The 15988-nt window shown below is 38.4% G+C and carries 18 protein-coding genes; 9 read left to right on the top strand and 9 right to left on the bottom strand.

Annotated elements, in window-relative coordinates:
- Positions 1-14: 14 nt before the first annotated feature.
- Positions 15-1349 (bottom strand): spore germination protein, encoded by a 1335-nt coding sequence (locus BABA_RS04820; RefSeq protein WP_007084013.1) that lies wholly within the window; start codon positions 1347-1349, stop codon positions 15-17.
- Between the two features lie 147 nt (positions 1350-1496).
- Between BABA_RS04820 and corA the strand changes: the two genes are divergently transcribed.
- A complete protein-coding gene (gene corA / locus BABA_RS04815) occupies positions 1497-2447 on the top strand; it encodes a magnesium/cobalt transporter CorA (RefSeq protein WP_007084012.1) in 951 nt (316 codons plus the stop codon).
- Between the two features lie 68 nt (positions 2448-2515).
- On the opposite strand, the gene BABA_RS04810 is transcribed toward corA, so the two are convergent.
- Positions 2516-2830 carry a hypothetical protein gene (locus BABA_RS04810; protein ID WP_007084011.1) on the bottom strand — a complete coding sequence of 105 codons (315 nt, stop codon included), beginning with the start codon at positions 2828-2830 and terminating at the stop codon, positions 2516-2518.
- A 233-nt stretch (positions 2831-3063) separates the two neighbouring features.
- Here BABA_RS04810 and BABA_RS04805 point away from each other — a divergent pair, with 233 nt between their 5' ends.
- The 7 genes from BABA_RS04805 to BABA_RS04775 all read left to right on the top strand — a co-directional run bounded on the left by BABA_RS04805 (position 3064) and on the right by BABA_RS04775 (position 8851).
- The gene (locus BABA_RS04805; protein ID WP_040345285.1) at positions 3064-4086 is read left to right on the top strand and encodes a M42 family metallopeptidase; all 1023 of its coding nucleotides are present in this window, start codon (positions 3064-3066) and stop codon (positions 4084-4086) included.
- A 191-nt stretch (positions 4087-4277) separates the two neighbouring features.
- Positions 4278-4427, top strand: a complete 150-nt coding sequence (dltX, locus tag BABA_RS04800) for a teichoic acid D-Ala incorporation-associated protein DltX (protein ID WP_007084009.1) — start codon at positions 4278-4280, stop codon at positions 4425-4427.
- Positions 4428-4442: 15 nt separating this feature from the next.
- The gene (dltA, locus tag BABA_RS04795; RefSeq protein WP_007084008.1) at positions 4443-5954 is read left to right on the top strand and encodes a D-alanine--poly(phosphoribitol) ligase subunit DltA; all 1512 of its coding nucleotides are present in this window, start codon (positions 4443-4445) and stop codon (positions 5952-5954) included.
- Positions 5951-7117, top strand: a complete 1167-nt coding sequence (dltB, locus tag BABA_RS04790) for a D-alanyl-lipoteichoic acid biosynthesis protein DltB (RefSeq protein ID WP_007084007.1) — start codon at positions 5951-5953, stop codon at positions 7115-7117. The genes dltA and dltB overlap by 4 nt, the downstream gene beginning before the upstream one ends.
- Before the next feature lie 5 nt (positions 7118-7122).
- The gene (dltC, locus tag BABA_RS04785; RefSeq protein ID WP_007084006.1) at positions 7123-7359 is read left to right on the top strand and encodes a D-alanine--poly(phosphoribitol) ligase subunit 2; all 237 of its coding nucleotides are present in this window, start codon (positions 7123-7125) and stop codon (positions 7357-7359) included.
- Positions 7356-8558 (top strand): D-alanyl-lipoteichoic acid biosynthesis protein DltD, encoded by a 1203-nt coding sequence (gene dltD / locus BABA_RS04780; RefSeq protein ID WP_007084005.1) that lies wholly within the window; start codon positions 7356-7358, stop codon positions 8556-8558. The genes dltC and dltD overlap by 4 nt, the downstream gene beginning before the upstream one ends.
- Before the next feature lie 77 nt (positions 8559-8635).
- Positions 8636-8851 carry a twin-arginine translocase TatA/TatE family subunit gene (locus tag BABA_RS04775; RefSeq protein ID WP_007084004.1) on the top strand — a complete coding sequence of 72 codons (216 nt, stop codon included), beginning with the start codon at positions 8636-8638 and terminating at the stop codon, positions 8849-8851.
- A 52-nt stretch (positions 8852-8903) separates the two neighbouring features.
- Here BABA_RS04775 and BABA_RS28265 read toward each other — a convergent pair whose 3' ends face one another.
- Positions 8904-9029 carry a hypothetical protein gene (locus BABA_RS28265; RefSeq protein ID WP_007084003.1) on the bottom strand — a complete coding sequence of 42 codons (126 nt, stop codon included), beginning with the start codon at positions 9027-9029 and terminating at the stop codon, positions 8904-8906.
- Between the two features lie 136 nt (positions 9030-9165).
- On the bottom strand, positions 9166-9714 hold the full coding sequence (locus BABA_RS04770; protein ID WP_007084002.1) for a hypothetical protein: 549 nt from the start codon (positions 9712-9714) through the stop codon (positions 9166-9168).
- Positions 9715-9970: 256 nt separating this feature from the next.
- Between BABA_RS04770 and BABA_RS04765 the strand changes: the two genes are divergently transcribed.
- Positions 9971-11194 carry an NAD(P)/FAD-dependent oxidoreductase gene (locus BABA_RS04765; RefSeq protein WP_007084001.1) on the top strand — a complete coding sequence of 408 codons (1224 nt, stop codon included), beginning with the start codon at positions 9971-9973 and terminating at the stop codon, positions 11192-11194.
- Between the two features lie 161 nt (positions 11195-11355).
- On the opposite strand, the gene BABA_RS04760 is transcribed toward BABA_RS04765, so the two are convergent.
- From BABA_RS04760 to hmpA, 5 genes are all read right to left on the bottom strand, one after another.
- Positions 11356-11724: a VOC family protein gene (locus BABA_RS04760; RefSeq protein ID WP_007084000.1), complete on the bottom strand. Its 369-nt coding sequence runs from the start codon at positions 11722-11724 to the stop codon at positions 11356-11358.
- A gap of 114 nt (positions 11725-11838) precedes the next feature.
- Positions 11839-12819, bottom strand: a complete 981-nt coding sequence (locus BABA_RS04755) for an ABC transporter permease subunit (protein WP_007083999.1) — start codon at positions 12817-12819, stop codon at positions 11839-11841.
- Positions 12812-13726 carry an ABC transporter ATP-binding protein gene (locus BABA_RS04750; RefSeq protein WP_007083998.1) on the bottom strand — a complete coding sequence of 305 codons (915 nt, stop codon included), beginning with the start codon at positions 13724-13726 and terminating at the stop codon, positions 12812-12814. The genes BABA_RS04755 and BABA_RS04750 overlap by 8 nt, the downstream gene beginning before the upstream one ends.
- A 12-nt stretch (positions 13727-13738) precedes the next feature.
- Positions 13739-14515, bottom strand: coding sequence for an SGNH/GDSL hydrolase family protein (locus BABA_RS04745; protein ID WP_007083997.1), 777 nt, complete (start codon positions 14513-14515; stop codon positions 13739-13741).
- A gap of 189 nt (positions 14516-14704) precedes the next feature.
- A complete protein-coding gene (hmpA, locus tag BABA_RS04740; RefSeq protein ID WP_007083996.1) occupies positions 14705-15919 on the bottom strand; it encodes an NO-inducible flavohemoprotein in 1215 nt (404 codons plus the stop codon).
- Positions 15920-15988: the final 69 nt, after the last annotated feature.

The raw sequence follows: 15988 nt of genomic DNA, 5'->3' as shown, positions 1-15988 counted from the left end.
TCCTCTACTCTTTTCTATTCTTTACCAGGTTTACTTTGGACTAGGGTTAGGTATGGCTCACCAAAGCTGTCCAGTTTTACCATATAGGCAACCAGCATGAAGAATCCGATGACAACACCGACTAAACCAAATATTGTTCCCATTGCTAAAACAAAGTATTTCATGATTCTTAAGGTAAAGCTGAAGGCATTAATCGGTACGACAAAATTTGAAATGGCAACAGATGAGACAATGATAATCATAATATTACTGACAAGGCCGGCTTCTGTCGCTGCCTGTCCCAAAATCAGACCACCTACGGTAGTGGCAGTCGGCCCAATCGCCTTCGGCAGACGGATACTTGCCTCGGTCAGCATTTCCATCATAAATAACATCAACAACACCTCAATGAATGAAGGGTATGGTACACCTGCCCGACTGCCGGCAATACTTAATGCTAGTTGAACCCTAAACAGTTCGGGATTATAACTAGTGATTGCAACATAAAGACCTGGTAGAACCAGGCTAGTCAGAAAACCAATATACCTCAGTATTTGTAGGAATTTTGCTACCCAGTATGTCTGATATATATCTTCCATTGAAGACATGAAATCCTTCATAACCGTTGGTAAAACAACAGCAAAAGGTGTACCCGAAACTAAGATAATGATTTTCCCAGCCGCTAAATTCACCGCAACCCTGTCAGGTCTTTCGGTTACAAGCATCACGGGTACGAGCGCCCTGTTACTTTTTTTAATAATATCGAGCAACTGCTCGCCTGTTTGAAACATGTGAACATCAATAGAAGCTAAAAACTGTTTTATTCGATTTAACGTATCGGGGTCAGCACGCTTTGAATCATGAAGAATCATCACATCAGTTTTTGAAATTGTCCCAACTATTGTTGATTCCACATTTAGTGTAGTTTCCGGATAACGCTTGCGAATAAGCCCCAGATTTGTCCCCAAACTTTCACTAAACCCTGATTGCGGGCCTTGTATCGTCGTCTCGACCGTTGTAGCTAAGACCGAGTTATTTCGATCCACTTTACTATCTAATAAAAGAATGGAATTCTTATAAAATATAACTGCCACACCTTTTATTAACTCATCAAGCGTTTTCTGTTCGCTCTCAAACGGTTTTACTTGCGGGTTCGATCGAAGATAGGCTGAAAATTCTTCATGACTATTAGTTTCAAAAAAAGGTTTGAGCAATTTATCATAGATAATCGTTTCATCGCTAATCGTTTTAATATACAAAGCTTCCATATATTTTTCTTCTGTATGAAATTCTTTAAAGACTACATCCACTGCCGGCTGCATTTTATTCCTTATATTCTCTTTTATGATTTGATCATTGTTAGATTGCATTTTCCTACCTCTCATCGCAGACCTTTCTTCATAACTTCCCACGTTGATTGGTATTTTATTCTAATCCCTTATCTTTGCTGTAACTAGCTGATTTTTTTCATTCAATCCTTTATAGTGGATGTAGGAAAAAGTCGATAAGGAGATCTTATGATAAGGACAATTGCAGTTAATAAGAATCATGAGGTAGTCAAAGACCTGGAAATCCCAACCCTTGTGAAGGGTGGTTATGAGTGGTACTGGATTGATTTTCACGAGCCGAGCAAAGAGGAAATTGAATTCCTCAGGTCCCCTCTTTCCTTCCATCCGTTAGCCATTGAAGATTGTATACATCATTTACAACGACCAAAACTAGATTATTATGAGGAATATGCTTTTTTTGTGATCCAAGCATTGAACCAACAAACAATTGCAAGAGAGGAAGTTGATTTCTTTCTTAGCAAAAACTTTGTCGTTACCTTTCATCATAAATCATCAACTGAAATTGATGAGGTTTGGAAACGTCTTAGTCAATCGACAAATGTGAAGCAATGGGATCCCTCCCATGTTTTTTACCATGTTCTTGATAATATGGTCGATAATTATTTTCCTTTAGTGAATCAAATTGATGATACCTTAAACGAAATTGATGAGAATTCCAAAGGAAGATCAACGGAGGCATTGCTGAAGGATTTATTTGATGCACGGCATGACCTTTTATCATTAAGGCACACGATTTCACCGATGAGGGATTTGTTGTACAGGATTCTTAATTCAAAGCGATTAACGAGTATCGAGGGGAAAATTGCTTATTTCTCTGATATTTACGATCATTTGCTTAAATTAACCGAGATGATTGAAGCCAGCCGGGAGCTTACCACCGATATACGTGATAGCTATATTTCCATCAATGCGAATGAAACCAACCATGTGATGAAGGTCTTAACCGTGATTACGACCATCTTTATGCCGCTAACCTTCATCGTCGGTGTGTATGGGATGAACTTTACACATATGCCGGAACTGACATGGAAATATGGTTATTTCGGGTCACTGATCCTAATGTTTCTCATCGCAGTAGGGATGACAGTATGGTTTACCAAAAAAGGCTGGTTTAAATAGCGAAAAATAACTTTGAGAAATATCCAGCTCCAGCGCCCTAGCGGCTGACCAGGGCGCTAGCGCTTTTCTTATTCCCAATTTTCATAGGCAACGGTTCCTCCCGTTAAATCAATTGTATTCCTCTCCCCTTTATAGTAGGTCTTTCCATCTTTTTCGAAAATTAAATTGTCATACGTAAAAACCTTTTGTCCATTTGGAAGATGGATCACAACCTTTTGTCCCAAATCCTCACTCGGTGCTTCAATTTTTATCGTACTTTGGTAGTAATAGCGAAAAATAAAGAAACTAGCTGATAGAATGATGCAGGCGATAATGAAAAAAAATAGACCCTTCCGGGAAGATTGCTTCGGTTTATGATTATACAATTCTACTCTGGTCAACATTTTTCTCCTCCCATTTATTTAAATAGTATGAATACTCCCATTTATGTCCAATTTACTCCTTGTTTATCCATACAGAGAAATAATAAACACAATTAACCTATGCAAGGATTCATAAAAAGTTGACCAAAATTCGATAAATTACATGGCGTTTTCAATTTTTAGTATAATAGTAAGGAAATAAAATTTAGAAAGGGGTACTTACAGTGGGTAATCATACACATGTAGCAGAAACAATGAAATTAATCCGAGACTTAGTTTCAATTCCAAGCCCATCAGGAAATACAAATGAAGTCATCACCTTTGTCGAAAAATTCCTTGCCGAATTACAAATCAAAACATACAGAAACCGTAAAGGCGGCCTAATTGCGACAATTGACGGAAATGATTCAAGTAAACATCGCATGCTTACGGCGCATGTCGATACGCTCGGAGCGATGGTAAAAGAGGTAAAAGCAAACGGAAGATTGAAGATTGACTTAATTGGCGGTTTTAAATTCAACTCTATTGAGGGAGAATACTGCCAAATTGAAACAAGCATCGGAAAGAAATATACCGGAACCATTCTTATGCATCAGACCTCCGTTCATGTTTATAAGGATGCTGGTAAAGCTGAGCGAAATCAGGAAAATATCGAGGTTCGGATCGATGAAAAAGTACATAATGCAGAAGAAGTCAGGGCGCTGGGTATCGAGGTTGGTGATTTTATTTCATTCGATCCAAGGGTGGAAATGACTACAAGCGGATATATTAAATCGCGCCATTTGGATGATAAGGCATCAGTTGCCATCCTCCTGCAATTGATCAAGCAAGTGAAAACCGAAAACCTTACATTGCCCTATACAACCCATTTCTTAATTTCGAATAATGAGGAAATTGGCTATGGAGGCAACTCTAATATTACACCTGAAACTGTTGAATACCTAGCTGTCGATATGGGTGCAATGGGTGACGGACAGTCCACTGATGAATATACGGTTTCCATCTGTGTAAAGGATGCAAGCGGCCCCTACCATTATGGGCTGCGTAAAAATTTAGTACGAATTGCTGAAGAAAATAAAATTGACTATAAATTAGACATTTATCCCTTTTATGGGTCAGATGCCTCGGCCGCCATCCGTTCAGGACACGATATTGTTCATGGACTCATCGGACCAGGGATTGATTCATCGCATGCCTTTGAGCGTACACACCAATCGTCAATCGAACACACGGCAAAGCTTTTGTATCATTATCTTCAGTCAGATTTAGTCCAATAAGTTATAAGAACAAAGGACCTTTGGGTAGCCCCAACGGTCTTTTTCTTCAAAATTTCATTAAAAATTTCTAATGATTTTTTAATGATTATTATATTGCAACTAACCTTAAAGCACATTATGATAAGAAAGTCTCAGTATAGGGAAGCAAACGGCATTAATATCTGTTAAAATATGGTTTGGGGGCAAGACCAATGTTTGAAAGATTACTAGTTTTCTTTGCCAACCAAAAGTTAAGGTGGTTGGGAAGGTTTGCATACTATTTGCTCATTCTCCTTTTGTTATTTTTTATGTACGGATTTAACGATGCAAGTGCAGGCTCCTACATTTACAACGATTTTTAAAGGGAGGTACGTAATATGAAAATGCTAAACGCCATTAAAGACTTTTCACATATACACCCAGATACATTAGCATATATCTCTCCCACGGAAGAAATGACTTATGGTGAGCTATGGCGACAATCGGAACAAGTTGCTGCATTTCTATTAAAACAAAACATGGAAAAACCTGTATTAGTTTACGGTCACATGAATGCTTCAATGATAAGCTCCTTTTTGGGCTGTATTAAAGCAGGACTTCCTTATATTCCTGTAGATACTTCGATACCAACTGATAGAGTACTAAAAATTATCGCTAGTTCACAAGCAGAAATGATGATCAATGCCTCTAATCAAGAATTAATGTTGGACAATGTTGCAGTTTCAATGGTTACAATTGATAAAATTCAAGCTGAACAAATTTTAGGTATCCCTATTGACCCGTCAAATTGGGTTTTTGGAGAAGAAAACTTTTACATTATTTATACCTCAGGAAGTACTGGTAATCCAAAAGGTGTTCAGATTTCTGCAAATAACCTGCAAAGTTTTGTGGATTGGATGATAGCGGATTTCCCAATCGCTGGTGGGCTTCGTTTTTTAAATCAGGCACCATACTCGTTTGATTTATCCGTTATGGATCTTTATCCGGCGCTTGCTAGTGGCGGTACCATTTTTTCGATTACAAAAGAAATGATTGCAAGGCCAAAACTATTATTTGAAGCATTAGCAATATCTAAGTCCCAGGTATGGACTTCCACCCCTTCATTCGTACAAATGTGTTTAATGGATCCATCATTTACAGAAGAACTGCTGCCGGAGCTCAGCGTATTTTTATTTTGCGGGGAAATCTTGCCGGTTGAGATTTGCCGACAATTAAGGGATCGCTTTCCAAAGGCAAGAATCTTCAACACCTATGGGCCAACAGAAGCAACCGTAGCGGTCACTTCCGTTGAAGTAACGGCTGAAATACTCGAAACACACCAGAATCTCCCAATTGGAAAACCAAAAGGAGATACCAGGATTTTTATTGTTGATGAATATGGTGTGGCAGTCCGCCCAGCTGAAAAAGGTGAAATGATAATTGTTGGCCCTAGTGTGAGTAAAGGCTATTTAGGACAACAAGAGCTGACGGAAAAGTCATTTTTTCAATATGAAGGTGAACAGGCCTATCGTACTGGTGATGCCGCCTACGTCGATCAAGATGGCTTGATTTTTTACAAAGGCAGGATGGATTTTCAGATCAAACTTCATGGTTACCGAATGGAATTAGAAGAAATTGAATACCATATGGCCAATTGTAAATTCGTAAAATCCGCCGCAGTCATTCCGATCTATCAACAAGACAAAATTGACTATTTATTGGCGGCGATTATTCCTGAAACCCATAATTTTGAAAAGGAATATCAATTAACAACTGCTATTAAAAAAGAACTCAGTGAAGTCATGCCTGCTTATATGATTCCAAGAAAGTTCTCTTATTATCAGGAGCTACCACTGACACCAAATGGAAAAATGGATCGAAAAAAGTGTAAGGAAATGGTAGTACAATGACACCTTATGGTTCTTTTAGTTTCTTTCTCATCCTTGCCGTTCTTCTTGCACCAACGGTCATACTCGGTTTACAAGGAAAAAGATTTCATACTTACAACATGGTTGTGTCGATCGTTGCACTTGGGATAATCTTCGCTTCATCTCTTACCCAAGCGATTGCCCTAATTATCTTTACGATTTGGCAAGTGGTGTTAATAAAGGCCTACATCACCTATCGAAAAAAAAGCAATGCAAACACGATTTTTTATTTGGCAGTCATTCTTTCGATTCTACCGCTAATTCTTTCAAAGCTGCTGCCGTTTTTATCAGTTGTAAACGTAATTGGCTTCCTTGGTATTTCATATTTAACATTTAAGGGTACACAATTAATCATAGAGACACGTGATGGGCTGATCAAAAAAAACCTGCCGCTATCCCGATTACTTTATTTCATTTTATTTTTTCCGACCATTTCATCGGGACCTATCGATCGTTACCGACGCTTTAATAAAGATTTTGAACTGGAGATTTCGGGCGAACAATACAAATTACTACTTTACGATGGGATTAACAAAATTTTTCGCGGCTTTTTATATAAATATATTATCGGCTATTCAATCAATCATTATTTTATCGCGAACCTACGATTTATTGCCCATAGCCATTTTGAACACCATCTCTATTATATGTACGCCTACAGCCTTTATCTGTTTTTTGATTTTGCCGGTTATAGTGCTTTTGCGATTGGTGTTAGTTATATTATGGGAATCAAATCTCCGGAAAACTTTAATAAGCCCTTCCTTAGCAGGAATATAAAAGACTTCTGGAACCGCTGGCACATGAGCCTATCCTTTTGGTTCAGAGACTATGTGTACATGCGATTTGTCTTTTGGATGACCAAGAAGAAGTGGATAAAAAACCGTAACCTTCTTTCAAACCTCGGTTATATATTACTGTTTTTGCTTATGGGGGTATGGCACGGACTTGAAATACAATATATCATTTATGGGGTGTACCATGCCTTATTAATGATCGCTTACAATTCATTTGAGCGATTTAATAAAAAGCGCAAATGGTGGCCGCAAAATAAGCTTACACATGTAGTGGCGATTATCATTACCTTTCATGTGATTTGCTTTGGCTTTTATATTTTCTCAGGACAATTATTTCATAAAGGAGTTTGATTATAATGGATTTCAAAAATGAGGTTATCACTTTATTAGCAGAAATTTGCCAAGACGATGTCGTAAAGGAAAATCCGGATATTGATTTATTTGATGCCGGGTTAATGGATTCATTCGGAACCGTTGAATTACTTGTTCAAGTAGAAGAACGTTTTGGAATCCTTGTTCCGATTACCGAATTCGATCGTGAAACATGGAATACACCAAATAAAATAGCCCTTCAATTGGCTGATATGCAATGAAAAAAGCATTATTCTCACCCATTATTTTAGCCTTTCTCGTTTTGGTTATGTTGGTTGTAATGCCAAATCAATGGATTGAGAAGATGATTCCAAAATCAAGAATCTCTCAGGCTGCAACAGAATTAAATCCTTTTATGTTTCAAGGAAAGTATGTTCAGCAAAAAATGCTTGAAGACAATCAATATTTGCCAATCTATGGGTCTTCGGAACTTGCCAGACTTGACCGTTTCCACCCGGCCAATTATTTTAAAGAAACAGGAGCAGATTTTACCCCTTTTTTAATTGGCCGGGGCGGGACGGAATCTCTCATTCATTTTTTAAATTTTTCTGAGCACACTGGACAACTGCAAGGAAAGAAAATTGTTTTCGTCATATCACCGCAATGGTTTCAACCAAAAGGAACGGATGAATCCCATTTTGTTCCTAATTATTCTTCCCTTCAAGGATATGATTTGGCTTTTAACAACAAAATTGATCCTCAGCTTAAGAAAAAGGCTATGGAACGGCTGCTGAAATTTTCACCCGTTCAAAACGACCCATTTCTTTCCGTCATGTATAAAGCAGAGATTACGAATAATACATGGACTAAAAGAGAGTGTGCATTGGTTCGCCCAATGGCGTTCGTTTACCGTGAATTATTGATAAAAAAGGATCTTTATTATTCATTGGCAGGCGGGGTTCCTCGTAAGCGGGATATTAGCCCCAAGGTTAGGCATAAAACCTGGGATGAATTAGCGGTTCAAGCAGACCATTTCGGTGAAAGAAGATCAACGAATAATCGCTTTTTTGTGAGTAATAATCAATATATGAAAATTCAAAAATTAGTTCCTTCCTTAAAGGATAATAAAGTAGGTGCATCTTACGGGGAATCCCCTGAATATCATGATTTCCAACTGGTACTTGACCTTTTAAAAGAGTCTGGAGCAGAGCCATTGTTTATTTCCATTCCTGTAAACGGAAAATGGTACGATTACACAGGGTTTCCAAAAGAAGGGCGTACCGCGTATTATGAACGGATTAAGAAACAAATTGAGTCCGAAGGCTTTCAAATTGCTGATTTTTCCACTCATGAATATGACCCATATTTCATGAAGGATACGATTCATATTGGCTGGAAAGGCTGGGTCTATGCCGATAAAGTTATCAAGGACTTTTATGAGGGTAAAAAAATTGAAACTGAGGTCGTTCTAGCACGATAGCTTGAACGGCTTTCATAATGGTAAATTACAAGTTATACTATACTTGATTATATTATTCGTTTTGGGAGTTGAGAAAAATGTTTTCAAATATTGGTGTTCCGGGATTAATTTTAATTCTTACTGTTGCCTTAGTCATTTTTGGGCCAAATAAGCTCCCCGAAATTGGACGCGCTTTTGGAAAGTCAATCCGTGAATTTAAAAAAGCAACAGAGGGAATTGCTGACGATATAAAAGCTGAAATAACAGAAGATATCAAAGAAGTTAAAAAAGACCAAATTGACCTAAAAAAATAAGCTAAAAGAAAGCATCCTCCCGGACGACAAAAGTTCAGGGGATGCTTTTTGATTACCTTTTGGACTTTTCGGCAAATGCTTGAAATTGGTTCATTAATTTTTTTCGTGATTTTCCATTCCTTAATAAATAGGCTGCACCGATTCCAATTGTGGTCATCATTAATTTCTTTTTGTCCATTATAATCACCCTCCTAAGACTTTCCTACCTTTTAAATATTCCCTTAGAAATCGGATTTTAGCAGCCTAAAATATTTCCTTATTACATAAAGAAAAAAGTCAATCCCCATTTGGGATTAACTTTTTCTCAGTAATTATTACTTTTTCAATTTATCTTTTAATAATTGATTATGCTCTTTCATTTGAACTAAGAGTTGATTTAGGAGAACTGTCACCTGCTTATCATCCTTTTTATCAACAGCAAGTCGCAGATCATGGAACATCTTCCAATGTCCCATCTTTTTACCATGATGCGCCTTTTCCATAAATTCTTGCTTCGTGATCTTTCCTTCATCCAATTGTTTCTTAAGATTTTCCATATTCTTCATTTTCTCTTTTTTCCATTGCTCCCGTTTTGCAGCATTTTCTGGGCTCATCCACTGCTTCCGTAGCGTTTTCTTTTCCTTAAGGACTTTGGTCCATTCTCCCTTTTTTTCCGGAGTATATTGGTCAACCCATGAAAGCAGCTTCTCCTCTCTCTCCTTCATCATTGCCTGCCAGTCTTTATGCATCAAGTGGCGGTGTTGGCCTTCTTGGCAATTACAAGGTTTTTCCTCATGATCCACCGGGGTAGATTCATGTGCTGCAGCAAAATTTGGTATGGAGAAAACCAATGCCATTGATAAACATAACAATTTAAGCTTCATAACTATCGCCTTCCATTCTTCCTAGAAATTAAATCACTAATTTATCATTCCCTGAATGTCAAAAAAAATTTACCAATTCGACAAAAATTTAGTTAAAAAGCTCTTGAGGAATTTACTAGTTTATCGTATCCTAAAAATATAAAGATAATGTGAAATATTTCACATAAAGTTATGGAGCAATAGCTCATTTTTTTCGCACTTAATTGTGAAATATATCACAAACATTACATAAAAATAGTATTAGGAGTGGGGAACTATGACAAAGCCAAAAATCGTCATCCTAGGTGCGGGATATGGAGGAATCATTACTAGTAAAAGTTTAGAAAAATTATTAAAATCCGGGGAAGCAGATGTTACACTCATCAATAAACACGACTATCATTACCTAACAACACAACTTCATAAGACAGGAGTGGGAACTGCCGCAGATCGTCAAATTGCCATGTCTATACCTGAACTAATCAATCCTGCAAAAACACGGTTTCTCAAAGCAGCTGTATCCTCAGTTGATATCCATTCCCAAGGTGTCCACTTAGAGGGCGGTGAAACCGTTACTTATGACTATTTATTAATTGCCCTTGGATTTGAAGTAGAAACCTTTGGCATTCCAGGTGTAAAAGAAAATGCTTTTAAGATTCGCAGCTTTAGAAGTACAAAAATTATTTACCATCAAATCGTTAAACAATTTAACCTATATAAACAGGATTATGACCCTTCCCGGTTAACTTTTGTTGTAGCTGGTGGAGGATTTACTGGAATCGAAATGCTCGGCGAATTAGCTGATGGTCTGCCAAAACTTTGCAAAGAACACGATATACCATTTGAAAAAATAAGAATTATCGGCATTGAAGCAGCACCATCTGTCATTCCATTTTTCCCTAAGCAATCGATTGAATACACACAAGAGGTTTTAGAAAAGCGGAATATTGAGGTTATCACCGCTACCAAAATACTGGAATGTACACCTGAGAAGGTTTTACTTGAAAATAACCTCGAAATTCCAACAAGAACATTAATCTGGTCTTGTGGCGTTAAAGGAAATACGATTGTTCACAAATGGGGACTGCCGATTGAAAAAGGCAAAATTCCGGTTGATTCCTACCTTCGCGTTAAAAATTCGAAAAACATCTTCAGTATCGGAGACTGTTCATTATTCATGAAAGATGAAAAGAATGCTTTGCCCCCGACTGCACAAGTGGCATTGCAGCAAGCACCTGTTTGTGCGAAAAACATCGTTGCATCCATAAGAGGTGAATCTTTAAAAACGTTTGAATATCACCACAAAGGATCTGTGGCATCCATCGGTCTCATGGCCGCCGTGGGTAAAGTAGGTAATTTCCGCCTATCAGGGATGTTTGGAGCCTTTATGAAACAAGTTATTGAGGCTCGTTACTTGTTTAATCTGGGCGGACCATCATTAATTATCAAACAGCACTTTGGTGTAAGCCGTGAACAGGTAAATGAAATGGTGAAACAGTAAACATCACAAAATAGTATAAACTTTCCTGGCTGCAGGGTTTTCCCTCCCCTTGCAGCCAATTGATTAGAATAATCCCGAATACACCATGCCTTAAATCCCCCAACTTTAAGGCGATCAGCCCCATCCCAATTATTTAGAATGGGGCTGGTTTTATGCTCGTGTTAAATCCATTCTAAAAATTCAAGACGATTTCCAAACGGATCATGGACATGAATTCTACTTGCTCCTGGAAGATTATTGTCCGTGGTATAGGCAACATTCTTTTTCCTAAGAACCGTTATTAATTCTTCAATATTCTCTACAACGAAACCCGGATGTGCCTTTTTGGCTGGTGAAAATGGTTCCTCCACGCCAATATGAAGTTGAAACGTTCCAAACTCAAACCACACTCCGCCGCGTTTTTTTAATTCTTCGGGCTTTTCCACTTCTATTAAGCCGAGGACTCCGGCAAAAAATTCTCTTGCTGTGTCTTCACAGCTCTTGGGTGCTGCAAGCTGAACATGATCAATCTTTTTTATTACAAATGACATATAGACTCCCCCAGTTTTCTGTATTTTCACACTTTATTTTATAAAATTTTTAATGCCCCGGCAATTTTTTTAACAAAAAAAAGCAATCCCCACCGTAACAGGGATTACTTATCATTAATAAACATCTTTCTTAGTAAAGACGATAAATGAAACGAATAAAGCAACAGCCCACCAAACCAATAAAACCAGCATCGAGAAGGTGAGATTCATTCCCTCAATGGGCGGTGCTGTACCCTTCATATAGTCCGTTAACCGTAAATTCACCATAAAAAAGTATTTGGCCGATTGCCAAGAAGATACCATATTATTTAAGATTGCTCCTGAGATTAAGGCTGCGAGCATGACACCCATGCCCGCTGCCGTGCTGCGGATTAAAACAGAAAGCATGAACGATAAGGTTCCGACCACGATAGCAACAAACCAAACTAAGCCAAAATCCATCAACAAAAACTTCCAAAGGCTTAAAAGTTTAACCTCTGACGTATTTAACCCAGCATCCGTGACATTAAAGCCGGTCAAAATGGGTGCCCCCCAGCCTTTATAACCGAAGACTACACCCGAAATGAGATAGGAAAGGATGCCGGCAATGGCAATAATTAAGGATACCGCTAAACAAAGGGTGAAATATTTACTTAATAGCACCCTCCACCTCTTCACCGGTCTTGTCAATAACAGTTTGATCGAACCTAAACTGTGTTCAGAGGAAACTAAATCGCTGGCGATGACCATCACCATTAATGGGATAAAAAGATCGATTGAGTTTTCCAAAAAAATTCTCATAAACGTCGGTGCACCGGGCTCTGACGGATTAATATCATGATCCAAATAATATTGTTCCTGCTGCAAGGTTATTTGCAATTGTTTTTTCCACTCATCAGATATTCTGCTGCTGCTTAAACGGTTTGTCGTATCCACAATTTGCTGCTGTAAGATCGTGCGCCAATCACTTGTCCCAATTTTTTCCCGCTGAGTTTGGACTTGTTTATATTGTGCATATGTAAATAATATGACAAGAACACCAATAATGAGCGCAATAACAATCAGCCGCTTTTTGGCAATCAACTTCATCATTTCATTTTGGATCAGTTTATTCAATGCTGTCACCCCCCGTGAGTTCGAGGAATAAATCTTCCAGCACCGGCATTTTTCGATTCATTTCAGTTACCGCTACCCCCGCTTCAACAAGCTGTTTATTCCATTCCGGTATTTTCGTCTCATCAAATTCTGTTAGAATCGTACCGTCTTCTTTTGCCTCAATGGCGGTTAAACTTTCTAAAACTTGTTTTCCCTTAGCAAAAGGGGTAATGTGCCAAACTACCCTTTCGCGATTAGCTAACAGATGCTGGACGGTGTCAACGCGAATGATTGTCCCTTTTGAAATGATTGCCACCCGGTCACAAAGCAATTGAATTTCACTCAATAAATGGCTGGAGACAAGGACACTCAGCCCTTCCTGTTCCGCTAGAAACCGAATAAATTGCCGCATTTCACGTATCCCTGCCGGATCCAATCCATTTGTTGGTTCATCGAGAATTAATACTTTGGGTTCCCCTAAAAGTGCCTGGGCAATCCCAAGACGCTGCCGCATCCCAAGAGAATAGGTTTTTACTTTATCATGAATTCTTTCCGTTAATCCAACAAGCTCGACGACTTCTTCAATCCGATTATCCCCGATACGATCAAGCATCCGGGCAAAGTGAAGCAAATTATTGTAGCCCGACAGGTATGGATATAGTTCCGGATTTTCAACGATACAGCCAAGATTACTTACCGCATCCTGAAATTGATCTTCAATACTATAACCGCAAATGTGGACACTTCCCGATGTCGGTTTAATCAAACCGACTAGCATACGGATGGTTGTTGTTTTCCCGGCACCATTCGGTCCCAAAAAGCCAAACACTTCCCCTTCACGCAAATCGAAGGTTAGCCCCTTGATAATTTCTCTTTTCCCAATCACTTTTTTTACATCTTTAACCGATAACGTAATTTTTTTCTCCATCAATAACACTCCTTACCAGGTGAGCAATGAGGCTACTCGTTCAGCAATTAACCGGTACCCTTTTGAATTTGGGTGAAACTTGTCAGAATACAGATAGTCGTTTACCTTTAGCTCAAACAAGTCAAACGTTGGTACAAACACGATTTTAGGATAGACGGCACTTACTTCTGCGCTGTCATAATTCCATTGGCGTATCACTTTGGACATTTCTTTCCCTTGATCTAATTCAATAAATGGATTATACAATCCTATAAAAAATACATTTGCTTTTTTGTTATTTTTGCGTATTTGTTCAAAAGTAAATTTTAAGTTATCAAGGTATTTCTTTTCAATCGAGACAATGTCTTCGGTTTTAAAATCGGCTAATCCTTGACCACCGCGGAACAAATCATTCCCGCCTATCGTCACCAATACCATATCCGCTTTTTGAATTTGCCTTCCTATTTCGGTTTGTTGAACCTGTTTACGCAGCTGGTCGGATCTTTGACCGTTAATGCCTAAGTTGGTAAGCTGAACGGGACGCTTAGACTTTTCTTTTATTTCATCCATCAGGACTCCCACATAGCCTTTTCCCGTTTCATCACCAGTGCCCCGTGTGAGGGAATCACCTAATGCCACAATGGTTAACCCCTTTTTGTTTTCCACCTTTTTGTTAACGGTGGTGGTCTCCGGAACTTTTTCCGGTTTACCGGCATAATACTCCCCGACCGCCCAGCCAAGCCCAATCAGCCAGAGAAGACAAAATAATACCGCTATAGCAGTAATCGAACGTATGACATTTTTATTCATGAAAGACATCCTTTCTGGCCTTTTCTATTATTTAATCATAGTTGTGAGATGATTCAAACTTTCAATGCCGACATTTCGAATTAAATATTACAATGCTCATTAAATCTACCTTTTCTCTCTTAAAAACCTTTATTTCAAATAAAATAAAGCCGGTTCCCAAATTTAATTGGAAATCGGCTTTCTCCTTATCTATTCTTCTAAATCCCCTTTTGGGCCAAAGAATTCGAAATGAATTCTTTCTTCAAAAACTCCTAAATCTTTAAGCGAACGGTTTATTGCTTTCATAAATGGAACCGGCCCGCAAAAATAAAAGTCTGCATCCTCTATGGAAATATTGCTCTTTAACCAATCACGAGTGATATAGCCCTCCACATCAAAGCGATTGTTCAACCGATCTTCTTCTGTTGGTGCATCATAAAAAATAAATGAATTTACGTGGTCAAGCGCTGCTAATTCTTCCACTTCGTCTCTTAGGGCATGTACATTACTATTAGCGGCTGCATGAACAAACGTTACCTTACGTCCTTGCTGCATTTTAACAACTGTTTTTAACATACTCATCATTGGTGTTAAACCAACACCACCACTTAGCAGCACAACAGGGGTTGTTTTTTCTGTATCAAGCACAAAATCACCAGCAGGTGCACTAATTTTTAGAATGTCCCCTTCATTTACATCATTATGCAGGTAATTGGACACCCTTCCGTCAGGATTTGCGGTTCCTGCCTCACGCTTCACACTAATACGATAATAATCTTTTCCAGGTGCATCTGAAAGACTGTATTGGCGAATATGTGTAAACTCTTCTCCCTCTATTTCTAGTTTTATACTAATATACTGACCAGGGATAAAGCCTGCAATTCCTTTCTGATCTTCCGGTTTTAAATAAAAAGAGGTTATTACATCACTTTCGACTACCTTTCGATCAACCATAAAGCTGCGGAAGCCATCCCAACCGCCTGCTTGGTTCTCTGCTTCCTCATACATTTCTGCCTCTACACTGATGAAGGCATCGGCAATGACGTTATAAGCTTCGGCCCAGGCATTGATAATTTCGTCCGTTGCGGCATCTCCTAATACATCCTTAATCGCTAATAATAGATGCTTGCCAACAATTGGATAATGCTCAGGCTTTATTCCAAGGCTTCTATGTTTATGGGCAATTTGTGTTACGACAGGAAGGATGGCTTCAAGATTGTCAATATACATTGCTGCAGCGTATACCGTACCTGCAAGTGCTTTTTGCTGTCTCCCCTGTTTTTGATTAGCATGATTAAAGATATTTAATAATTCAGGATGATTTCCGAACATTAATTGATAAAAGCGAGTTGTAATGGTTTCACCGTGTTGTTCTAATACTGGTACAGTTGATTTAATGATCTCAATTGTTTTCTGATCTAGCATGTTATATACACTCCTTATTTGTGTTTTCACTATGAACATAGTGTTAAGTATATGAAATGCCGCACACAG

The organism is Neobacillus bataviensis LMG 21833 (assembly GCF_000307875.1).
GTDB lineage: Bacteria > Bacillota > Bacilli > Bacillales > Cytobacillaceae > Neobacillus > Neobacillus bataviensis.
The sequence above is the reverse complement of the archived record's forward strand: the minus strand, read 5'-3'. Positions and strand labels throughout refer to the sequence as shown.